Source organism: Rhodanobacter sp. K2T2 (assembly GCF_013408815.1).
Classification (GTDB): domain Bacteria; phylum Pseudomonadota; class Gammaproteobacteria; order Xanthomonadales; family Rhodanobacteraceae; genus Rhodanobacter.
Genome location: NZ_JACCCA010000001.1, coordinates 613,666 through 636,505 on the forward strand (window position 1 = coordinate 613,666; position 22,840 = coordinate 636,505).

Consider the following 22,840-nt stretch of genomic DNA (forward strand, 5'->3'; position numbering starts at 1 on the left):
GCACGCTCGTCGCCTCGCCAGCAAAAACCGGCAGGGAAACCACTGCTGCGAACGATATAAAAACGACCCTGATTAGAAATCTCGCTGCTGCCATCCTGTTCTCCGGCTATCTAAATAAAATCACCCGCAACGTCTACCTAGCCCACTCCACCCGACAACTATCGGCGGGCTTGTTGCAACGCCGGCGGAATTGAATGAGCGATGAGATGTTTCCGACGCACCAAAAAACAGACCGCACCCAGCGGAAAAGACACCGAGACTATCCATGGCCCATACATCTGGGAAAACGCCGAAGCGCTGAACAGCTGTATCGATAGCAGCATGAAAACCCAGTGACCGGTGGTCCAGTTCAACGAAAACTTGCCGAAGCCGACAAGGATAAAAATGATCCACAGCCACTTCCGCTTGGCGATGCGTGTTCGTACGCAAAGCACCAGGGCAAAAAATGTAACGATAACGGCCAGCGCAGCCAGCGCCAGCACGCCGTAATAGACAGCCGTTTTCCCGCCGAGCGTGAACTGATGGGATGCCTCCAGCGACTGTGGCAGCGGATTGACGTTCAAACCGATAATCGTGCTGACGCCATTCGCTTTCTTGATCGCGACATTGGCCATCAGCCAGCGATCCGGATACTGATATTCGAACGTGACGTTGGTGCTGCCGACACCATTGACGATGGATCGGTTGAAACCGATGACCTTCACTGATACCGGATTCTGCGGCGGCATTTCAGCGGCCATGTGCACCAGTACATCATGCATGTTGGGCGGCCGGATCGATGGATCAATATCCTTCTCGATCGGATCAAACTGATGCTGCCGCAACAGATCGATATAGTGCGTAGCCGTCTGTTGATCGGCCGGCGGCACCATCGCCTTCATCATGTCCGACTGATTGCAACCGGCAGCCATCGCCGCCACCAGCAAGACGACGGCGATCATTACTTTGCGCATGACTTCCCCTTCTCAAGCCGTCCAAAGCCCTTGGGGCTTTAGGCCATTGTCGCGAGATTATTCTCTATTCGGCTCTTAGGCAAAACGTGCGCCCTGACCGATTTTTCCGATGCGCCATCGTTCCGCGCTGGTTAGACTGTCAGCGCAACATCAGCTTTCAATGGTCATGGGACAAGGAAATCCGCACATGAAAAAGTCATTCTTCAGTGCTGCCCAGTGGGCGATGCTTGCCGCAATCGGCGCCACCTATGTGTCGAGCGCCCATGACGCGGCGGGGGAAACAGCTTCTCCACAAGTGGCACCAGCATCAGGCTCGACAGCCCTACCTGCTCCGCCGCCACAGCCACCACCCTTGCCGCCGCCACAGCCACCGCCGTTTTTTTCTCATGCGTCGCACGGCGGATCGACCAAACCGTTTGCTTTTGGTAGCGACATCCGCCGGCCGGATCTGATGCCCTCCATTTCGGCAAGTTGTGGATTTATAAATCTGCACCTTCCAAAACGTATAAAGATCTTTGCGCTGCAGGGAAGCGGTATCAAACAGGATTTCCAAATTGATCAAAGCGGCGAAATGGCGACGCAGGCAGATGTCGCGGTCAACGAACCATCGACTCCCGTCGTGCTGATACTGGGCAACCATGCGCCCACCATCTGGAATATCGGCTGGACGCGGGGAACACATGTCATTGCCGTGATCGCTGGCGGGTACGGCCAACAGATTCTCAACGGTCTATCGCCAGACGTCGCCGTACGCAGCATCAGCGGGACCGGCAAAGACGCATGCAGCAGCTTCCTGTCACCGCTGGACAGGGAAAACGGCGTCAACCCGGTTTCACGTCAGGTGTTCGGCCAGCCGGTCGACATGCTTTACCCGGTGAAAGACGGCAAGGTCGTGGCTGGCGAACCGCTGCCGGCCCATGTGTCGCTGGTCACCGACGATTCGGCGAGACAGCCGGCATCGTTCCAGATCCCCAAGTCGGATTGGGCCGGACCACCGGCTCTCGCCGAAGCGACACAGGCGGGCTATCTGCGTCCAGCCTCCGACGCCGACGCCGACGCGTGGCTGGCCGCAAAACATCCGTCCTCGGACGACGACGATTTGCCGCCCAACGCCAACGGCAGCCCAAAACGCCGTCTGTTTGTGATGAACGGCTACGTGGTCCTCAAAGCCTATACCCTGCCAAAAGGACTTTATGGCACGCATGCAGCGACCTTTTTTGTTCCCAAGGGTGTACCGCGCCCCAGTGGCGACCCCGGCCACTCGACTATCTATGACTTCAATACGGGCGAATGCATCGGTGTTATTTGCCGCGCAAGGGCGGCATTACGCAGTGCCGGTACACCCTAGCCGTTGCTGCATGCTCGGTTGAGCGAGCACGCCACATTCACCGCGAAGCCATACTGATTCAGCGCCACATTGGAGTAGAGGCCGAGCTCGGCAGCGTCGTGCGCGATCACCTTTGATTTTGAAGCAAGCTATCCAAGCGCCAGTCAATTGGATTGCATGCCTGTTCGGGGTTACGCCATTGTCGAACATCGACAAGCGGGTTCGGTAGAACGCGGCGTGGCAGCGGCCCGAACGCCGCCCGTTGCGCAGCGCATGACTAAGTAAAGATGGCGCCGAGGCGTCGCTGCTGGGCTACAGTGCAGCCATGGATGGACGTCCGCCCAGTGGCTCCACAACCGCACCCCGCCGTGGCGGCAGCCGTCGGCTGGCGTGGTTGTTTGTGGGCCTGATTCTGGCTTTCGCCCTGCCGTACGCCTGGTGGCCTCTGAACGGAAACCAGCGCTGGGGACTCTATTGTGTGCTTGCGGCCGTGGCGATCGCGCTGACCTGGGTATTTACCCTGCGCTATCGCCCTCCCGCTACCTGGTACTGGCTGCTCGCCGGATTTACCTGCAACGCCATCGCCGACCTGCTTTATTACCGGGAGACGGTATATGCGCGATCCACCATAGTTTGGCCACGCTGGTCTGACATAGTTTGTCCCTGACGATTCCATGCAGCTCTGCGAACTTGGTTGCCCGGAGCAACCGGCGGCGCTTCGCACTCGCCGAAAGCTGGTCGTAACCAGTAGCCGTCTGCTCGCAAGCGAAATACCGCGTAATGACGAAAAATTGCAGGCAACAAAAGAGCCTCATACTTCAGAGGAAGTATATGCAGAACTGGCGGACGGAGCGGGATTCGAAACTGCTGCAGGCTACGCGCAGGCCTGATTTCCAAGCGTGCCAGCGGGGACAAACTTGATGGACATCCGTCAAGGTTTGGCCACGCCCGTCAGACATAGTTTATCCCCGATGATTCCATGCCTGCCGCTTCCGACACGCACGAACGAAGCGTGATCGCGTCTGGCATATCGCCGCGAAGCGCACGAAGGTCGCGGCGATCGATGATCGAACCTTTCGAGCGCCTCGAGATTCGGACCTACGCGCGCCGTCAGCACAAAGATTCCGATGGGAAGCCTACACACACGAAGTTCTCCGTGAGCTGGGCTTAAGCAAGCCAAGGCAGCTAACCCCGGCGTATAACGAACGGGTCAAGCCCGCGGCAGTGACTTCTAGACAGGGTGCCCCAAGTCGCCACACATACGACTGGCCAAGCTGTCGTGTCTCGGAACCTCCGCAGGCTCGCCGCGCCCGCATTGCCGGATAACCCTGCTGAAATACTTTTTCGAGCTTGTTGGTCACTTTCGCGGCGTGATCGTATCAGGAGCTGTTTGCCCGGCCCAAAAACGTAAGTAGTCCCCCCTCAAGGCAACACTTAGGAGTACGAAGAACCTATGATTTAGATGTATTTTTTACGGTTTGGGGTCGTCGCGGCAACGCGAGTTTCGCATGTAAGGGATTGCTCATATTCTGGAAAAAAGGACGTAGCGCCTTTCCTTCAGAAAGAGAACCGCCATGCAAAACCATCCGAACACCCAGGGCTCGGCTCCGGGGCAGAACGTTGTTGCTGTCTCAAAAATATTTCCCATCGTAGTAGCCGTCTTTGTCGGCTTCCTGACGATGGGACTACCGCTACCAGTATTACCCGTTCGCATCCACGAAGTGCTCGGTATGAGCACATTTGTCGTCGGTATCGTGATTGGTGTGCAGTTTGTCGCGGGTGTACTGACGCGCGCATGGGCTGGCGGTCTTGCCGATACGCGTGGCGCGAAGAAGGCAATGCTCCTGGGTCTTACAGTGGCATCCGTGTCCGGTTTGACCTATGGCATCTCGATCGCGTTTTCGGGCATGCCGAATGTCGCTGTCGGTCTTCTTCTTGTAGGTCGCTTGTTGCTTGGCACGGCCGAGAGCCTTGTGGTCAGTGGGGCACTCACCCTGAGCGTCGCACTGGTCGGACCGAAGAATGCAGGTAAGGCGATGGTCTGGGTCGGCATTGCCATCTACGCGGCGTATGCCGCCGGTGCTCCCGCAGGGATTGCCATCAGTTCTCAAGCTGGATTCGTTGGCGTCGCCGCGGCTATGGTTCTCATTCCGCTCATCGCACTGCTGGTGATGATTGCGGTGCCGCATGTCGCACCACCTGTCGCGCCCCGCATTCCCTTCTACCGCGTGATCCGTACCGTACTCATGCCGGGTTTCGGTCTTGCCTTGTCCAGTGTCGGGTTCGGCGGCATTACCGGCTTCGTCGCAATTCTGTTCGCGGCTCGGCATTGGGACAACGCGTGGCTCGCCATCACGGCCTTCGGCCTCGCCTTTATCGTCGCGCGCCTTTCCTTCGGCCATCTGCCGGACAAGATCGGAGGCGCCCGTGTCGCACTGGTTTGCGTCGTCATCGAAGCGTTGGGTCAGCTCCTCATCTGGGGCTCCGGCACACCGATCATGGCCTATGCGGGCGCGGTACTTACGGGCCTCGGCTACTCACTCGCATTCCCGAGCTTTGGTGTCGAGGCAGTGCGCCATGTTCCGCCCCATAACCGTGGCGTTGCGATGGGTGCCTATGTCGCATTCCTCGACCTTTCCCTTGGCATCACCAGCCCCGCCATGGGCGCCTTAGCGGCCAGCTTTGGCGCCGCGTCGGTCTACCTCATGAGTGCCGTGGCTGTGGCTCTGTCGTTCTTCGTCGCGCTTCGTCTGATGCTGAGCAATAGCTCGCGCACCTGAAACCGCTCACTGGACTCTTTTCCCATGCAAATGACAACGCACGTTTCGTGGCGCATCGCCGCGAGGAGCCCGCTCATTCTCGCAGTCTGCATTCTCGCCGCCGGCTGCGGCAACAGTGCTCAGAACGCACAGATGCCGCCATCCAAAGTCTCAATTGTCACCCCCGTGGCGACAGCAATGACAACTTCTGTCCCTTATACCGGTCGCCTTGAGGCGATGCAGTATGTCGCCTTGCGGGCTCGGGTATCCGGTGTGCTCAAGTCGATCGACTTTCGTGACGGCGACCGCGTGAAGGCTGGCCAGCGCCTCGTGGAAATTGATCCGGCGCCGTTCCAGGCATTGCATGATCGCGATGTGGCGAAGGTCAATGAGGCTAAAGCGCGGCAGGCACTGGCCTCTAAAATGTTTGAACGCGATATGAAGCTGAAGTCCAGTGGCTCGGTGAGCGACGAAGACCTCGAAAAGAGCACCGCAGAAAAAGCGGCGGCGGATGGCGCGCTGGGTTCCGCGATGGCGCAGGAGCGTGTATCCGCACTTGATCTTTCCTACGCGACGGTGGTTGCACCGGCAGATGGTCGGATATCGGAGAAGAAGATCGATGCGGGTAACTTCGTCACCGGCGGAGTATCCAATGGGACTGTCCTGGCGACCGTGACGTCGATCGATCCAGTGCGCGTGTCCTTCGACGTATCCGAACCGGATTATCAGCGGTTCGCGGCCGCGGCGGTCGGCTCCGATACCCAACGGACCCTTTCGATATATGTCGGCGACAGCCAGCAACCTCGTCAGGCCCGGGTCGACTATGCTGGCGTCGAAGAGGACCGTGCCTCTGGCACCGTTCGCCTGCGCGCCATCCTCCCCAACGCCGACGGTGCGCTCTTGCCTGGCTTCTTCGCCCGCGTCCAGCTGCCATTGGCTGGCCCCATCCAAGCCTTGACCGTACCTGACGCACTGGTTCTCAGCGACCAGGATCGACGCCTATTGATGGTCGTGGACAAGGACTCGAAGGTAAGCCCCCGACCGGTCGTGATTGGCGACCGTGATGGCGCCAGGCGATTCATCCTCAGCGGACTGATTCCCGGTGACCGCGTCATCGCGGACGGGCTCGCTCGTGTTCGCCCGGGCGACCGCGTGGAAGTCGTGCCCGCACAAACCGGAGATTGACCATGCGTTTTGCTAGCTTCTTCATTGAGCGACCGGTTTTCGCGTCGGTCTGCTCGCTTATCCTGCTGCTGGTTGGCGGCGTCCTGGGCATGCGGTTGCCCATCTCGGAATTCCCCGAGATCGTTCCACCGACGGTCACTGTGCAGGCCTCCTATCCCGGCGCCTCGGCGGAAGTGATCGCGGAGACGGTCGCCACGCCTCTTGAGCAGGAGATCAACGGCGTCGATGGCATGCTTTACATGACGTCACAGTCGACCGGCGACGGCAATGTAACCATCAGTGTCGTGTTCCGTACGGGTACGGACATCGACGAAGTGACGCCCCTGGTCCAGAGTCGAGTCTCTGTGGCCGAGGCCAAACTACCTGACCAGGTTCGCCAGGCCGGCCTGAAGGTCAGGAAGACCTCGCCCGATCTCATGATGGTGGTGTATTTGGTCTCTCCTCACGGAACGCTGAACCAGCAATACCTCTCCAATTACGCCACGCTGAACATCAAGGATGCGCTGTCTCGCTTGGAAGGCGTCGGCGACATCTACCTGCGCGGACAGCGAGACTATGCGCTGCGCGTATGGCTGGATCCGGGAAAGCTATCCGAGCTTTCCCTATCTCCCGATGCGGTGATCGACGCTATCAAACGCGCCAATGCCCAAGTCTCGCCGGGCGTCCTTAATTCGCCACCCGGGAAGGGCGCCAATGGCGCTTGGCAGCTGCAGGTGCTCACACGCGGCCGTCTCACGGACGTAAAAGACTTCGCCAATATCGCCGTGTCCAGCAATGCCGCCACGGGTGCGACCATTCGCTTGCGTGACATCGCGCGTGTCGAGTTGGCTGCACAGGACTACAACAGCGACACCCTCCTCGATGGTTCGTCCACGGTTGATATCGGCATCAACCAGAAACCTGGGTCCAACGCCCTGGAGACGGCCGATCGGGTGCTTGGGAAGCTCAAGGAACTGAAGAAAGATTTCCCTGCCGACTTCGACTACCACGCTTACTACAATCCCACCGAGTTCGTGCGCACATCGATTGAGAACGTGTTTCACACGCTCCTTGAGGCGACGGTGCTGGTGGCTCTGGCAGTGATGCTGTTCCTCAAAACCTGGCGCGCGGCGATCATCCCGATTCTGGCCATTCCCATTTCGTTGCTTGGCACGATGGCACTGATGCCAATCTTCGGTGTGTCCCTGAACAACCTCTCGCTCTTCGGCATGGTGCTCGCCATCGGCATTGTGGTCGATGATGCGATCGTGGTCGTGGAGAACGTCGAACGACACATTGCAGAAGGACTGTCACCACTTGAGGCCTCGCATAGGAGCATGGCCGAGGTGGGCATCGCGGTGATCGCCATCGCGCTCGTGCTCATTGCGGTATTCATTCCCGCGGCGCTGGTGCAGGGCATTGTGGGCATGTTCTTCAAACAATTCGCCGTCACTATTGCGCTAGCCACGGCGATTTCGGCCTTTGTATCGCTAACGCTCTCTCCGGCGCTCGCCGCGAAACTGTTCTCGGCTGATCACGGGAAGAGCACCGGCCCCGTCGGGCGTGCGCTTGAGGCGTTCGACCATCAGTTTGCCCGCCTGTCTGCACAATACGGTCGCTTCACCGCGTTTTTCATCGGTCGCCGCACCCTCGTGCTTCTGGCGTATGTCGTACTCATAGGACTTACGGTGTGGCGTGTGGTGGTGACACCGCATGGATTCGTGCCGCAGATGGACCGCGGTTACGCCATTGTCTCTATTCAGTTGCCACCGGGTTCCACCCTTGCGCGAACCTCCGCCGTCGCTTTGGAAGCTTCCCATCGCCTGAACAAATTGGCGGGTGTAGCGCACACCTCGTCGATCTCGGGAGTGGATGGAGCGACGTTCACCAATGCGCCAAACGCCGCGGTAGTGTTTGCCGTATTCGACGACTTCTCAGAACGGGTTAAAAAAGGCCTCGATGGCGATCAGATGCTTGGCGATCTCAGGAAGGCGCTGGCTCCGATCGCTGGTGCACGGATTCTCGTGATTCCGCCGCCTGCGGTAGCAGGAATCGGCACTGGCGGTGGCTTCAAACTGTTTGTCCGCGACCGCGCAGGCCACGGCGCGGCAGCTCTCCAGCGGATGGTGCAGAAGATTGGCATGGATGCGGCGCATGAGCCGGCGGTCGCCAACGTGTTCTCACCGTTCAATGCCAATTCGCCCAGCGTCTTTGCTGATATCGACCCGGCAAAGGCGGAGATGCTCGGACTGCCGTTGGATCGCATCAACAGTGCGCTGACCGCCTACCTGGGGTCGTATTACGTCAACGACTTCAACCTGTTTGGTCGCATTTTTCAAGTCGATGTCCAAGCCGACCAGGCGTTCCGGCGCGACCCCTCGGACATTACGTCGATCCGGGTGCGCTCCAATGCCGGTGTCATGATTCCTTTGGGTAGTGTCGCCACAGTGAAGCAGACGACGGGCCCCTTCCGCGTCGCCCGCTACAACCTGTTCAATGGCGCGGAAGTTCAAGGTGCGGCCGCGCCGGGGTATTCGACGGGCCAGGCCATCGCCGCGATGGAAAGCATTCTTGGCCGCGATCTGGAGCCGGGCTACGACTTTGAATGGACCGAGCTGGCTCTGCAGGAGAAGAGCGCGGGTGGGTCGAGTTGGGTCTCTGGCGTTCTGGCTGTGCTGTTCGTCTTCCTGGTGCTTGCGGCTCTTTACGAGAGCTGGCTCCTGCCCTTGAGCGTGATTCTTATTGTGCCGATGTGCCTGCTGGCCGCGCTGGTCGGCGTGTCTGCCCGTGGCTCCGACGTCAACGTGCTGACTCAGGTCGCTTTCGTGGTGCTGATCGGTTTGGCCGCCAAGAACGCGATCTTGATCATCGAGTTTGCGATGCAGGCAAAGCGTCAGGGCATGTCCACGGTCGATGCCGCCATCCACGCGGCGCACGTGCGCTTTCGTCCGATCATGATGACCTCCATCGCCTTCATCCTGGGTGTGATCCCGCTCGTCCTGGCCAAGGGAGCGGGTGCCGAAATGCGGCAGGCGATGGGTACGGCAGTCTTCTTCGGAATGATTGGCGTGACGGTCTTCGGACTAATTTTCACGCCGGTCTTTTTCTTCGTATTCGGTAAGCGCGCAGGCGCGATGCCGCCTAAGATGATTGAGGGTGACTCTCATGAACACAACGCGTAAAGCGTGGTTGACGCTCGCTATGTTGACGTCCGTTTCCTTGGCGGGGTGCGCGGTCGGTCCTGATTATGTGGCTAAAGACAGCAGCCTAGCCTTGCCGACGGCGTTTCCGTCGATAGCAAGTGCGGACCTTCGAGTCAGTTCGCAGCCATCACGATGGTGGGAAGGATTTAACGACGCGATCCTCAACGATCTTGTCGACAGGGCATGGAGTGCAAACTTCGACGTGCGATCTGCCAGCGCACACTTGGAGAGTGCCCTGGCCGAGGTGCGCGCAACCAAGGGCGAGTTTTTTCCATCGCTATCGGCGGACGAAAGCATTGGCAGGTCTCGGCAGTCGGAACTGACTAGCACCACGGGAACTCCCGATACGGCAACGCCGACGACCGCATCATTGGGTCTGAGTTGGCAGCTCGACCTTTTCGGGCGCATTCGTCGCAGCGTCGAGCTTGCCAATGCCGATGCGTCTGCACAGGAACGGGCGCGTGATGACATGCGCCGCCTGATCGTCGGCCAGGTGGTCCGCACCTACGCCGAACTACGTGGGAACCAGGAGGAACTGCAACTCGCGCGAGAGCGCGCTAGCGACGCTCAGGTCTTGTGCACCATAACCGAGGTGGACGGCGCAGCTGGCCGTGCGAGCGCACAGGATGTGGCGCTGGCTCGTGCAAATGTCGCGTCGATACAGGCGGACATTCCCTCGCTGGAGGCGCGTGTGCGTTCGGCGCTGGATCATCTGGCATCGTTGGTTGCCGTAAAGCTCGACGATCCCCTGATGGCGGAGCTGGCGCGTCCGCAATCCCTGAGCGTACCGGTGTTCGTCACCGTGGACACGCCATCGGATCTCCTCAAGCGCCGACCTGACGTCCGCGCAGCCGAGCGAAAGGTGGCCGCAGCAACAGCAAGGATCGGTATCCAGACGGCCGATCTCTATCCGGATCTATCTATCGGTGGCGTGCTCGGCTTCGGCGCGTTGGCGCCTCGCAGGCTTGGGAGCGACGCGTCGCGACTGTGGAGCGGAGGGGTGGACGTGTCGTGGACCCCTTTTAACGGGGGCGCAACGCGGGCGCGCATTCGTGCCGCAGGCGCTGCCGCCGACGCCGCGCTTGCCGATTACGACAAGACCATGGCCGTGGCGCTTGAGGAGGCTGATGTCGCGATCAACGAGTATGTGACCGCCGCGCACAGGGACAAGCTCATCAGCCAGTCGTCGCAGGAAGTGAGTAACGTTTATGCGGTGCGGAAAGCCGAGTTCGAGGCTGGACGAGCGTCTCGCCGGTCGTTGCTGTCAGCAGGGCAGGATGACCGGATCGCCCGCTCATCGGCGGTCGGCGCCAGGACGGACCTGGAGCTACGGATCGTCGATATGTATACCGCCTTTGCCGGCGGCATGGATGCTCCGCCGAAGCAGTCTGAGGCCCGGTCATCTGCCCCAGCGACCGAGGACAATACCGCCCAAAGGTGAGCACGGCGTCCTTTGTTCCGTGATGAAATAGGCTAAAACTATGAAAAATAAAGATAGTTTCGTCTTGATATGAGCCAGTCGGACGCGAGTAGAAGACGTGAGGGATTGCTCATATCCTTATTCCCACGCCTAGCCTCTCGAGGCCATAGCACTTCACTCGCAACGCGGAGGGACGATGGACGCGTTCAGTAACATCTCGTTTTTTTTCGTGCTTCTAGTCCTCACGGCATTCTTTAACTACACCGAGATGGCCTTCATCGCATCGCGCGATACCACGCTCCAGACGATGGGCAGTCAGGGGCCCATGGAGCGCGTACTCCGGCTCAAAGCGCGGCCAGGCTTGTTCCTGGCCGCGATTCGCGCCGGCGACCTTGTCACCGACATGCTGATGGGCGCTTTCGTCATTACCTGGCTCACCAAGTTGGTGAGCGATGCCTTGGCCATGACGCCTATCGCGGGCTCCTACGCTAAGACTGTTGCATCGATTGTTGTCTTTGCGGGCGTATCGTTTGTCGCGCTCGTGTTTTCGGATCTGGTCCCCAAAAGCATCGCGCTGAATCAGCCCGAACGCGCCGCCATGGCAACCGCGCGACCGCTGAGCGTTCTTATATTCCTGACACACCCGTTTCTCTACCTTCTCGAAGGTGCCAGCCAGCTGATTCTCAAGGCGTTCGGCGTGAAGAGCGAGGCTCGCCGGCATGTGACGCAGGAAGAGATTCGTCTCATCCTTGTGCAAGGCATGAGCACCGGCGCCATCGCGTCCGCAGAGCATTCCATGATGGATCGCATCCTGGACCTGGCGAAACGACAGGTGCGTACCGTGATGACGCCACGGCGAGAAATCGAGTTCGTCGATATCACTTGGGATACCGCTACGATTTATGCTCGCGTCGAGTCGTCAACGTCGTCGCGAATGGTGGTAACCGGTGCAATGGGTCTGGATGAAGTCCGTGGTATCGCTCCCCGCGTCGACATTCTTCTTGCATCGCAGTCGCGCGATGCCGTTCTGACAGAACGGACGTGGGCTGCCCCAGTCTACGTCTCCGACAATGCCAGCGTGTTGGAGCTTCTTGATACCCTCAAAAGCGTCAGGCTGCATGTGGCCATCGTCGTCGATGAATTCGGATCTGTCGTGGGCTTAGCGACCCTTGCCGACATTCTCTCGGCGGTGGCGGGTGATATTCAGGGAGCCGGCGGTCATCCATCGAAGAACGAATCGGACGACCTGGTTGCCCAGAGCGACGGATCGTTCCTGGTCGAGGCGCGTCAGCCCGTCGACGACCTGCGCGAATTCATGGGCATCACTGAAACGAGGTCTGACTACCAGACGTTGGGTGGCCTTGTCATTGACCAGCTAAGGCGTCTGCCGGTGGCAGGCGATTGTGTCGACGCTGGTCGCTTCCACCTTGAGGTGCTCTCGGTCCGTGCCGGCGTGATCGGTCTTATCCGTTTGACACCTCTTAGCATTGATTCTTGACCCATCTTCCGGCGTATCCATCGGAGCCGTCATGTCTAAGCAAAAAATCAAGGTCGTTCGAAAGCGGCCCCGTCAGAGTCGTTCGAAAGATACGTTTGAAGTGATTCTCGAAGCCGCCGCCGAGGTTCTCGAGTCGGACGGCTTCGCGGGTTACAACACCAACGCGGTTGCCGATAGGGCCGGTGTGAGTGTGGGCTCGGTCTACCAGTATTTCCCTAACAAGGACGCCCTCACTATCGTTCTCATCGAGAGGGAGACTAGCCTTCTCCTGAAAGATGTGGAAGCCGCGTCGGCACTGGACGATAAGTACGCCGCGGTGTCCGGCTTAGTCAATGCATGCGTACACCATCAGATGCGTCGACCTGCTTTGGCCCGACTCCTCGATTTGGAGGAAGCTCGCCTACCTATCCAGGGACAGAATCGCAATGTGATCGATCGGCTCCGGCAGGCATGCGTCGAGAGTGCGGCTGGCTTTCCTGCATCCGAAGATTACGGAGCCGATCTTGCGGCAGCAGATGTCGTCGCCATGATTCGTGGCATGGCGGATGCGGCGGGCGATCGGGGTGAGACAGACATGCTAGTGCTGCGTGCGCGTATCGAAAGAGCCGTATTTGGCTACCTAAGGCAGCACATGAATTCGAAGACACCGAAAAGCTGATTGCCACGGCCGAAAAATTGTACGGGCCCTATGCGTGGGGTCTTTACGATCTTCTGGTGCTTCCCCCCGGCGTTTCCGGTCGGTGGCTCGTAGAATCCGAACATGACGTTCACAACACCCACGCTGTTGGTCGGAGACAAGAGCGTGGTCTGGGTGACTTCAACGAGTTGGCGCATTCGTAGTCGGGCAACACGGTGATCGTGCACCCTCGGTGTGGCGACTGTGGGAATACGAGACCAGCACGGCAGATACGCCGCTGCCGCGCCTGCATCTGGTCGCGCTGACGCTGGGCTCGCTGATGCCTGCCCTGACCCTGCTGCTGGCCCAGCTCGCTCCGTCCAATTATCCGTACTGGATTGCCGTGGTCGGCGGCGGCCTGCTGCTGCCGGTGCTGGTGCTGGTGCGCATGGACGGCCTATTGCAGCAGCTGCGCCGACAGGCCGCGCAGCTCGACAAGCAGTGCCACTACGCAGCAGGCGCTGCATTTGCTGGAACGCATGCAGACAGCCACGCCTCGCGGAGAAACCTTTTCCGCCGGTGTGGCGTTGTGCGATCCACACGCCGATCTGGCCAACGCGCTCGACGCGGCGGATGCAGCGCTCTACGAAGCGAAACAGGCCGGCCGCCACCGCATCCATATCGGCGGCACGACACCCCCACTCGCTGCGCCGACGCCGATCACACCGATTCCAACCGTCCTCTGATCTTCTGCCCATGCGATCGAACGACGGTTCGCCGCGGAAAACAGCATCGCGATCGGCGCGTTTTCAACTCATCCCTTCGTCGCCAGAGCCGCTGCCACGGCGTCGGACAGGGTTGTCGTTGGTCGACCGATCAACGCACTCAAGGCACGGCCGTCATCGAACAGCGCGCCGCGCGATGCCTGCACCGACGAATCGGCCAATAGGCTCGCCAGCCCTTCGGGTAGACCCATGCCGATCAGCGCGGCCTTGAACCCCTCTTCGGGCAGGTCCTTGTAGGTCACCGGCCGGCGCGACTGTTTGGCGATCTCATCGGCCAGCTCGGCCAACGTAAACGACGTATCGCCCGCCAGCTCGTAGATGTTGTCGCCCGGGGTATCGTTCGAGAGCAGCACCGCGACGGCCGCATCGGCGTAATCGGCACGGGCGGCCGCGGCAATGCGGCCGTCTCCGGCGCTGCCCAGAATCACCCCATGCTCCACCGCGGCATGCGCGCTGCCGGTGTAGTTTTCGGTATACCAGCCGTTGCGCAGCAGCGCGAAAGGCACGCCGGAGGCCTGCAGCAATTTTTCGGTGGCCAGATGCTCGGCGGCCAGACCGAGTGATGAGGTATCCGCATGCAACACGCTGGTATAGGCGATCAACGATACGCCCGCCTGCCTGGCGGCGTCGATGACATGGCCGTGCTGCGAAACGCGCCGGCCCATGGCGTTCGACGAAATCAACAAGAGACGATCGACTCCCGCAAACGCCGCTTTCAGCGATGCCGGAGCGTCGTAATCGGCGGTGCGAACCTCCACGCCAAGAGCAGCTAGATCTCGGGCGGTGTCGACGTCGCGCACGCCGGCGATCACTTGCGAGGCAGGAATGCGTTTGATCAAACGCTCGACGACCAGCCGGCCCAATTGGCCGTTGGCGCCGGTAACCAGAATGCGGGGTTGCGATAGGGACATGGTAGTTGCCTTGTTGACCGGGGTAAGTAGGTCTACATTAGAGACCTGGTTAACAAAGCGAAAGGAGGCAGTTTCCTGTGACCAGGTTACGCAAAAGTAACCCGCTGCCCGCGGCTCGATCGATATTGAGTCGACGGTTCGAGGCATGGCGCGTGCAAACGCTTGATGCAGAACACTGCCCGGTACGGGATGTGCTCAACGCCATCGGCGACAAATGGACCACGCTTATCGTGATGGTGCTGGCGGCCGAACCGCAGCGCTTCAGCGAAATCCAGCGCGCCATCCCAGACATTTCCAAACGCATGCTGACGCAAACGCTGCGCGACCTCGAGCGCGACGGCATGCTGACGCGCAAGGTGTTTCCCACCAAACCGCCCAGCGTTCAATATCGCCTGACAGCGTTGGGGCAATCCCTGCTCGACCCGCTCGCCCACCTTGTGTTGTGGGCCGAGAGCACCCACGCCGAAATCAAGTCGGCACGCCGCAGCTACGACCGGTTGGCAAGTTAGCCAAGGGACGTGACGAGGTTGTGCGCTTCACCGATCGATCCAACGGCCGGACTCGGGCGACTGCTTTTGTGAAAATGGCCTAGACATTTTTCACAGGCTTATTTCGCCGAACCCATCGACTTGTCGACATCACGCTCTTTCGACTTCCCAAACGCCACCCTGCCTCACCGCAACGAAGGTGGGGCCGCAAGGCTCGCTGCGGTCCAACCACACGAGAGGGAGAAGTCATGAACGAAACAAATCCATTGTCACCGCCGCCATCCTCCAAAGAAAAAGGCGGCATTGGTTACGTCCTACTCTGGCTGATGGGTGTGCCTATTCCCCTGCTGCTTCTCTTCGCGCTGTTGCGAGGTTGTGCGTAATGACCACATCGCACTCAACCCTCGCCTACTTATTCGCAGGAGAAACTCATGTCTTATGTTGCTAACGACGGCCTGATCCAGGACGAACTCGCCCTCGCCCATCCGACCATGCGCTTCAGTGCGATCATTGCCGGATGGCTGGTCGCGACCGCGACGGCCGGCCTGCTCTACTGCGCGGGTCTGGCTTTGGGTTTTGCCGGCTTCGACGCATGGAATGCCGCAGGCAGTGCCAAGGGTGTCGGTATCGGTACCGCGGTCTGGATGATTATCACCTGGGTCGCCGCGCTGTTCATCGGCGGCATGTTTGCCGCCTGGTTCGACGGACGAAACGACGACACCAGCGGCGCGCTGCACGGCGTTACCGTGTGGGGTCTTTCATTGACGACCACCGCACTCTGGTTGGCTCTGGGACTCGGTCACGCGATGTCGGGACATAACGAGCACATGGGCGGTCCCGGGTCGGATATGCACGGTGGCGCATCCGCCATGACGCCGGCCGTGTCGGTGCTCGATGCCAATATTGCGTATGCCTTGACCGGGCGGGAGCGCGGCGGTTCGGCACCGATCGTCGGCGCCATTCTCGCCGGTCAGGACGATATCGCCACTGCACTCCTGGCCGCCGACACCGGTACCAGTCAGGATTCCGCTGCCGCCTCGCTGCAGAAGCTGACGCCGCAAATCGATGCCGCTCGCTCGGAGTCCAAGATGGCCGCGGACAAGGCGGCGCACTATCTGTCGCTGACGCTATGGATCGCGTTTATCAGCGGCTTCCTCGCCCTGCTCGCCTCTGCCGTTGGCGGCTGGCTCGGCGCCGGCCACATCCACCGCGTTTACCACCTGCGCAAATACCCGGTGCGTCGCGTGGCGTAGTTACCGCTAAGTCGAGAGAGCGCTAGAGGCCGGTCATTGCGACCGGCTTTTTTTATGGCGCTGTGGAAGTAAAGCAGAAGCTTTCCCGGCTTACGACTTGGCCAAATAATCCGGGCGCGCTCCGTCTACGGCGCGGGAGGCAAAGACACAGACCATCGGATGCCATCCACTCGAACAGCATCCATCGGCTGCGGCCTGCCCAGAAAATAACCCTGCACAAAATCGCAGCCGTGCAGACGCAGATAGTCCAGCTGCTCGATCGTTTCGACGCCTTCGGCGACCACCGTCATATCCAGGCTGTGCGCCAACGCGATGATCGCCAGCGCCACCGCGGCATCGCTGGAACTGTCAGGCAACCGGTTGACAAAGACCCGATCGATCTTCAGCGTGCTGATCGGAAACTGGGTGATGTACGACAGGCTTGAAAAACCGACGCCGAAATCATCCACGGCAATCAGTACGCCCAGCTCGCGGAGTTTTTGAAGCCGGCCGATCGTCTCGGCCGAGTGATCCATCAGCACGCCCTCGGTGATCTCTAGCTCGAGACAGCCCGGCATCAGGCCGGTTTCCTCGACCACACGCTGCACCTGCTCCACCAGATCGTTTTTCAGAAACTGCCGCGACGAGAGGTTCACCGCCACGCGCAGGCGCTGCCCCGTGCGCTGGTTGAGCGCCGCCATGTCGCGACACGCGTTGAGCAATACCCAGTCGCCGATCTCCAAGATGAGCGAACTCTGTTCGGCGATGAGAATGAAATCGTTGGGTGAGACCAGCCCGCGCTTTGGGCTGTACCAGCGCAGCAGCGCTTCCATGGCCTGCACCTGATCATTCTTCAGACTGACCTGCGGCTGATAGTGCAGCTGGAATTCGCCTTGCGCGAGGGCAAGCTGAAGCTCGCTTTCCAATTCAAGCTTGGCCTTGGCCGCCAGCTCCATTTCGCGGCTGAACAGCCGATAGGTTTTCCGCCCCGCCAGCTTCGCCTCGTACATGGCGGTATCGGCATCGACCAGCAGGGCATGCAGATCCTCTCCATCAACCGGGTATTGACTGACGCCGATACTGGGAGAGACGTGCAGTTCATGCCCACCCACCTGCACGGGCTGGGAAACGCTGTCGATGATCTTTTCGGCGATCAGTTCGATATCCTGGTCGTTCTTGATATCGCTGAGCAGCACGGCGAACTCGTCGCCACCCATGCGCGCCACCGTATCCGATCGGCGCACGCAAGCCAGGATCCGAGCGGCGACGATCTTCAGAAGTTCATCGCCGATATGGTGGCCGAGCGAATCGTTGACGCGCTTGAAATGATCCAGATCGATCATCATCGCGGCCACCTTACAGCCGTCGCGCCGTGCGCGCTCGATCGCGATGTACAACCGGTCGTTGAGCAGCATGCGATTCGGCAGGCCGGTGAGAAAATCGTGGTGCGCCACATGGCGCGCGTATTCCTCCTGATGCTTGCGCTCGGTGATGTCGTAGGCAATGCAGAGAAAACCGGTGATCTGCTGGCGCTCATCGCGCAGAGCGGTGGTCGTCAGGTTGACCGGAAAACGCGAGCCGTCCTTGCGCACGTAAGTCCATTCGCGTTCGTCGGTTACGCCGAATCGCGATTTGTGCATGAACACCTCGAAACCCGCTTCGACGCGCTTGTCTAGCATGCTGGACAGCTCTTCCGCTCGCGCGCCCACTTCCAGCGGATCGTGAATGACCAGCGGCGTCACCTTGTCGATCAGCTCGTCCGCTTTGTACCAGAGCATGCGCTCGGTGCCTGGATTGACTGCCTTGATCAGTCCGTGCTCATCCGTGGCGATGATCGAAAAAGGCGCCGCATCCAGAATCGCCTGGCGCAGCTGATTGGACTGCGCCAGTTGCTGTTCGGCAGAACGTCGCGCGGTGATATCGGAAAAAGAGGTGACGACGGTACGGGCATCGTTCACGCCGTCGCCACTGATCAATACCGTGTTGATGCTGACCCAAAGCAGCTCACCCCTCGGCCTTTGCACGCCCATGATCACGCCCATCTCCGGCTGGCCGGTGCGCAACGTGCGTGGCGCGGGATGGTCTACGCCAGACCAGTCGGAGCCATCCTCGCGCACGGTTTTCCACGCCGAATCGAGCGAGCTTCGGCCTCGCAATTCGCTTTCTTCCAGCCCCAGAATTCGTCTTGCGGCGGAATTGGACGCCAGGATTTTGGTATCGGCATCCTGCAGCAGCAGGCCGTCGTGCAGGGACTCGACTACGGCCTTATAGCGGCTTTCGGTGGTGACCAGGCGCGTGACCAGCGCGCGTATCCGCGCACGCAACCATGTCGCCGACACCACCACCACAATCAAGACGATGCCCATTCCCCACAGCATGCCGCGCCGAATCGGCGCATAGATACTGGTGGCATCGAGCTGCACCAGCAGCGCAAGCCCGGTCGACCCTACCGGACCATAGGCAACGACGTCGGTGGGCACGCCCTCGCTGGCCTGCGCGCGGGCGACACCGCTGGAACCCGCGATCGCACTGTTCGCCAACGCCGCAAAATGATCGCCGAGTCGATCGCTTATCGGTGCGGTATCGCCGCTGCCGATGCGCATGCACGACATGTTCGCCGCGTTCATGCGGTCGCAGAGCAGCGTCGTGACCGTTGCGTTCAAGTAGGTACCGGACTGCAGCCTCGACTGCATCAGATTCAACGGCTGGTCCATCAACAGCTCACCCTGGCCTGCGCCCGCATGACCCAGCTTCACTCGAGTGCGCAGCACCAGCCCATCGCGCCAGACAAGCGCATGGTTGGCGCCCGCTGTTGCCCCGATCGGCAGTGCACCGATCGACGGTTCGATCGCCGCACCAACCTTTGCCAGTACGATCCCGCCAGCCCCATTCACCTGTACGCCGCGCATGCCGCGTGCCAGCAAGGCACTGGCCGCAGCCTGCAGAGACTGTCGTGCATCCCCGCTATCCGGTGCGCGCAAGGCCGATATCATTGCCTGCGCAAGCGGCGCCTGCTCGGCGGCGTCGATGGCATGCGCAGTCGCGCTCTCCAGGTCCAGCATCAGCAGATCCGCGCGGGCTTCGCGGGCTAGCTGAAGATTCGCCTGCAAGGCGGGCACACCTTGCGTGCGCAGCAGCCAAACGCCGCTGAATACCGCCACCAGCGCCACCACCAGCAGCGCGGTCGTACCCACTGCAATGATCTGGCGGTCTTCCGAATAGACGTGCAGCGCGCTGATATGCAGCAAGACGGGCCAGAGCGCCACGCTCAAAATCAGCATGCCCACGCCGGTGGGAAGCGCCATCTGATTCAGCGGATACCACGTGTACAGCGACTCCAGATGCATCATGTAACCAAGGATCACGGTCAGTCCGATGCCGAAGGGCACCGCACCGAAGCTCATGGCGACCACGGCCAGACCAGGGTGGCGCCCGACCGGCAACAGCAGCGCCAGCGCCGCGAACAGAAAACACAGCGTCGCGGCCAGCGACATCTGCCCCGGCCTGACGCTATTGATCGGGTTCCATGCGTGTAACGTCGGCAGATTGATGCCCAGCGACATGTCGCCAAAAACCTGCAACAGGTTGATCACGCTCAGCACCAGCACCATGAGCGCGCACAGTCTAGCCACCGAACGCCGGGCGTTCGCGCTACCCAGAGACAGCAGAATCAAAGCCAGCCCCAAAAGAAAAAAGCACAGCCCGGTATTGAAGACCATCGGAACCCGGCCGGGAATGATCGTCGTGAGCCATGCCGTGTGTGTCGCCCAGCCGGCCATCACGGCCGCGCCCGCGACGAGAATGACGAGCGACAACCATCGTGCCGGCCGAGCCATGAACTTCATCGCGATTTCCCCGGTTTGCAGAGCCGAAAGGCAGGCGGACTTGATGGTACAAAGCCGGCCATGGCGACAAACACCCCGCCAATATAACCCGGGAACGCCCGATAAACCGGACGTGCTCCTATGCGGGCGTGGGCGTCGTCAAAACTACGTGGAACGTGTGGTCCGATAGTGGAGCGACGCGTTGCAATGCTTCGATGCGCATCGCACGCGCCTTGGCCTCAGGGCACGTTTCCATAAGCAGTCATCCGCGCACGGGAACTTGACCGATGAAGCCCATACGTTCGAGCCATGCCTGAAACAGGCGCGGCCACTGATCCTCGTCGGGGACCCCCTCGGACAGGCCGGAACCGTGCACACCATGCTTGAAAAGGTGCACCTCGGCCGGCACGCGGTTCGCATCCAACGCCGTGGCGAACACGATGCTGTTCTCGGGGCTGATGCGCTGATCGTCCTCGCTCTCGAAGAGGAATACCGGGGGCATATGTCGAGTGACATGGTGCTGGCCGGACAGGTTGTATTCGAGCTGTTGCAAGGTGCCCCCGTCGTAGCCGTACAACAGGTGCTTCAGCGAACTGGGTGAGGCGTATTCGGAAGGCAACATCGAAATTACCGGATAGCCCAGGCCAAGGAACGCTGGCGTCGCGTGTGCGGCGTCGACGGCATCGTGGATGGGCAGATCGAAATCACTGTCCGGATGCAGCGCAAGCGTGCTAGCCAGATGGCCGCCCGCGGAGAAACCGAACAGGCCGATACGATTGCCATCCACGCCGAGTGCGCGCGCATTGCGGCCGATCAGATTCAGCGCGCGCCGTCCATCCCACATCGGCACGGGATAACGATAAAGCCCATCGTGCTGCACGAGGCGGTAATACAGCACGAACGCGACGACGTGCAGATGGCTCGCAAAATACTCCGCCACCGGTGCCTGCTCTTTCGCATCCGAGAGACGGTCGTAGCCGCCGCCGGGAATGATCACTATCGCCGGGCGGCTTTTGTCGCGTACGCCGTTGGGTGCATACATTTTCAGGTAAGGAATGTCGCGGCATGGGTCGTCACCCGCTGCACCGGGCGCAGCCCCCGGCCAGAGCCGAATTTCCGTAGCGTCCGACGCATCGAAACAGTTTCCGGAGCCGTCGCTCTGTCCGTCAGCCGCCGCTCGGTCGCCATGCCTTGCCGACGCGGTGCCTGCAACCACCGATATCAGTAGAAGTGTGACAACCACGAAAGCCTTACAGCGCATACAACGCTCCACGATGACGACCAAGAAAACTACCGGGCCTCGCCCTGCAGATGCCGCAAGATTGGGGACGTATCCGTGAATGGTGGCGAACCGCATTAAATCACGCGGTATGAAGGTTGACGCCCGCACAGGCAACATCGCCGGAAAGACGCACAACTTCTCATCTTTGCGCTTCAGCTCAGCGAGCTAGCTCACGCGCTTGTCTGCCGCTTATGCGCAAGCGGCGTGGCTGGCGCCTGGCACGGAATCGTCAGGACGTGACGTTTTCGTATTGCCGATCGTGCGCGAGCGATGTACACAACGTCGAGGCTTCTTCTTTGGATCGCGACGCCTGCGATTCGCCTCCTGTCGGCAATCGACGACGTGAGGGATGTAGCCGTGTTCTTTGATGACCCCTGCCCTATGCGGCTTCGGCATCCCGCGCCAGCGCACAGGTGCTTGCTGCGCCGATGCGGCGGTTGCGGCCGGGTCACGGCGATGGCTTCCAACACCGCGCTGAGCATGGTGATGTCACGCACGTTGGCTGCGGTCACGATGAACGACGTTTGGTCGCCGGCGAATACTTCGACGCGGCTGACATTCGGCAGGATTCGTCGCGACTCCCGCGCACACGCAGCACCGGAACTAATGAAAGTAAAGGCTCCGCATGCATGAATGCGGAGCCTTTGCCTATCCTCAATTGAACGATTCGGCGTGGTGTTCGCCAGGAACACCTGGCATCGAAAGTTGGCGGACCGGTTTGCGCGAATCACAAGGAACAAAACGGGGCCAAGTCAAGACGGCCCCGTTTGTTTCCTGCGGTTTTCAGCGAATGCTGCAGAACGACTCGTAGTGATCCGCAGAGTAATAACGGTTCTCGATGACGGACTTGGTCGTGCCGTCGGTGACGAGGTATACAAGCCGATACGTGCCTGCCGGGCCGCCCGGATTGCGTCGGGCTTTGCCCTCGTAATAGGTTTGACCGCGACCTGCCCGCGGCAGTCGACCCTCGGCGTTGCCGAATACCTGCACATCAACCGCCGTAGGGCCGCATGCCACAATGGGATTCGGCATGGTGATGCAATAGGCCATATCACGCGCCGCTTCGCGCACATAGTCGGGGAGCGTGCCGCACGCACCAGGATCTTTCGCCATGGCCTGAGCTGCCGAGAGCGTGAAGGCGACGATCGCGGCGGATCGGATGAATGAATGCATTTGCTTTTCCTCTGAAGAGATAGGGATGGATGCCGGTTCCCGTCACAAGGAACAACCAGGCAGCGCCACTTTTGACCATTCGATGCATAAGCCCCATCGGTGAAACCCTGATTCCCACTCAGAAAAATGCCTACCCTTGGCCTCCATCGCATGCCGCATCATGGCTATCGAGGAATGGCGATGACTTGATCAAATACAGAACGTC

General features: G+C 60.3%; 17 protein-coding genes and 1 pseudogene. 12 read left to right on the forward strand and 6 right to left on the reverse strand.

All coding sequences use genetic code 11. The features are described 5' to 3' along the window. Positions 1 to 158: 158 nt before the first annotated feature. Positions 159 to 872 (reverse strand): hypothetical protein, encoded by a 714-nt coding sequence (locus tag HDE78_RS02685; RefSeq protein WP_179476949.1) that lies wholly within the window; start codon positions 870 to 872, stop codon positions 159 to 161. Positions 873 to 1,140: 268 nt separating this feature from the next. Between HDE78_RS02685 and HDE78_RS02690 the strand changes: the two genes are divergently transcribed. The 9 genes from HDE78_RS02690 (at position 1,141) to HDE78_RS20960 (ending at position 13,686) form a co-directional block, all read left to right on the forward strand. Beyond that, complete coding sequence (locus HDE78_RS02690; protein WP_179476950.1) at positions 1,141 to 2,301, forward strand: hypothetical protein; 1,161 nt, start codon at positions 1,141 to 1,143, stop codon at positions 2,299 to 2,301. Positions 2,302 to 2,605: 304 nt separating this feature from the next. After that, positions 2,606 to 2,947 carry a hypothetical protein gene (locus HDE78_RS02695; protein ID WP_179476951.1) on the forward strand — a complete coding sequence of 114 codons (342 nt, stop codon included), beginning with the start codon at positions 2,606 to 2,608 and terminating at the stop codon, positions 2,945 to 2,947. Positions 2,948 to 3,854: 907 nt separating this feature from the next. Next, positions 3,855 to 5,060 (forward strand): arabinose transporter, encoded by a 1,206-nt coding sequence (locus HDE78_RS02700; protein ID WP_179476952.1) that lies wholly within the window; start codon positions 3,855 to 3,857, stop codon positions 5,058 to 5,060. 24 nt (positions 5,061 to 5,084) lie between these two features. Next, positions 5,085 to 6,224: an efflux RND transporter periplasmic adaptor subunit gene (locus HDE78_RS02705; RefSeq protein ID WP_179476953.1), complete on the forward strand. Its 1,140-nt coding sequence runs from the start codon at positions 5,085 to 5,087 to the stop codon at positions 6,222 to 6,224. Positions 6,225 to 6,226: 2 nt separating this feature from the next. Further along, on the forward strand, positions 6,227 to 9,385 hold the full coding sequence (locus tag HDE78_RS02710) for an efflux RND transporter permease subunit (RefSeq protein ID WP_179476954.1): 3,159 nt from the start codon (positions 6,227 to 6,229) through the stop codon (positions 9,383 to 9,385). Beyond that, the gene (locus HDE78_RS02715; RefSeq protein WP_179476955.1) at positions 9,369 to 10,847 is read left to right on the forward strand and encodes a TolC family protein; all 1,479 of its coding nucleotides are present in this window, start codon (positions 9,369 to 9,371) and stop codon (positions 10,845 to 10,847) included. Before HDE78_RS02710 ends, HDE78_RS02715 begins: the two co-directional genes overlap by 17 nt. A 175-nt stretch (positions 10,848 to 11,022) precedes the next feature. Beyond that, positions 11,023 to 12,324: a hemolysin family protein gene (locus HDE78_RS02720; RefSeq protein ID WP_179476956.1), complete on the forward strand. Its 1,302-nt coding sequence runs from the start codon at positions 11,023 to 11,025 to the stop codon at positions 12,322 to 12,324. A gap of 31 nt (positions 12,325 to 12,355) precedes the next feature. Beyond that, entirely contained in the window at positions 12,356 to 12,982 is a 627-nt protein-coding gene (locus HDE78_RS02725) for a TetR/AcrR family transcriptional regulator (protein ID WP_179476957.1), read from the forward strand. Between the two features lie 356 nt (positions 12,983 to 13,338). Further along, positions 13,339 to 13,686, forward strand: coding sequence for a diguanylate cyclase (locus HDE78_RS20960; protein ID WP_255457563.1), 348 nt, complete (start codon positions 13,339 to 13,341; stop codon positions 13,684 to 13,686). Between the two features lie 68 nt (positions 13,687 to 13,754). On the opposite strand, the gene HDE78_RS02735 is transcribed toward HDE78_RS20960, so the two are convergent. Next, positions 13,755 to 14,636 (reverse strand): SDR family oxidoreductase, encoded by an 882-nt coding sequence (locus tag HDE78_RS02735; RefSeq protein WP_179476959.1) that lies wholly within the window; start codon positions 14,634 to 14,636, stop codon positions 13,755 to 13,757. A 122-nt stretch (positions 14,637 to 14,758) separates the two neighbouring features. Between HDE78_RS02735 and HDE78_RS02740 the strand changes: the two genes are divergently transcribed. The 3 genes from HDE78_RS02740 to HDE78_RS02745 all read left to right on the forward strand — a co-directional run bounded on the left by HDE78_RS02740 (position 14,759) and on the right by HDE78_RS02745 (position 16,377). Then, entirely contained in the window at positions 14,759 to 15,145 is a 387-nt protein-coding gene (locus HDE78_RS02740) for a helix-turn-helix domain-containing protein (RefSeq protein ID WP_343205654.1), read from the forward strand. A 227-nt stretch (positions 15,146 to 15,372) separates the two neighbouring features. Then, entirely contained in the window at positions 15,373 to 15,507 is a 135-nt protein-coding gene (locus tag HDE78_RS20965) for a hypothetical protein (protein WP_255457565.1), read from the forward strand. Between the two features lie 48 nt (positions 15,508 to 15,555). After that, positions 15,556 to 16,377 carry a hypothetical protein gene (locus tag HDE78_RS02745; protein ID WP_179476960.1) on the forward strand — a complete coding sequence of 274 codons (822 nt, stop codon included), beginning with the start codon at positions 15,556 to 15,558 and terminating at the stop codon, positions 16,375 to 16,377. Between the two features lie 125 nt (positions 16,378 to 16,502). On the opposite strand, the gene HDE78_RS02750 is transcribed toward HDE78_RS02745, so the two are convergent. The 4 genes and pseudogenes from HDE78_RS02750 to HDE78_RS02760 form a co-directional block, all read right to left on the reverse strand. Then, positions 16,503 to 20,201, reverse strand: a complete 3,699-nt coding sequence (locus HDE78_RS02750; RefSeq protein ID WP_179476961.1) for a bifunctional diguanylate cyclase/phosphodiesterase — start codon at positions 20,199 to 20,201, stop codon at positions 16,503 to 16,505. 241 nt (positions 20,202 to 20,442) lie between these two features. Then, positions 20,443 to 21,441 carry an alpha/beta hydrolase gene (locus HDE78_RS02755; RefSeq protein WP_179476962.1) on the reverse strand — a complete coding sequence of 333 codons (999 nt, stop codon included), beginning with the start codon at positions 21,439 to 21,441 and terminating at the stop codon, positions 20,443 to 20,445. Between the two features lie 294 nt (positions 21,442 to 21,735). After that, positions 21,736 to 21,983: pseudogene (locus HDE78_RS20970) on the reverse strand (IS5/IS1182 family transposase); the annotation flags it as partial. Positions 21,984 to 22,245: 262 nt separating this feature from the next. Continuing rightward, positions 22,246 to 22,635, reverse strand: a complete 390-nt coding sequence (locus HDE78_RS02760; protein ID WP_179476963.1) for a ribonuclease domain-containing protein — start codon at positions 22,633 to 22,635, stop codon at positions 22,246 to 22,248. Positions 22,636 to 22,840: the final 205 nt, after the last annotated feature.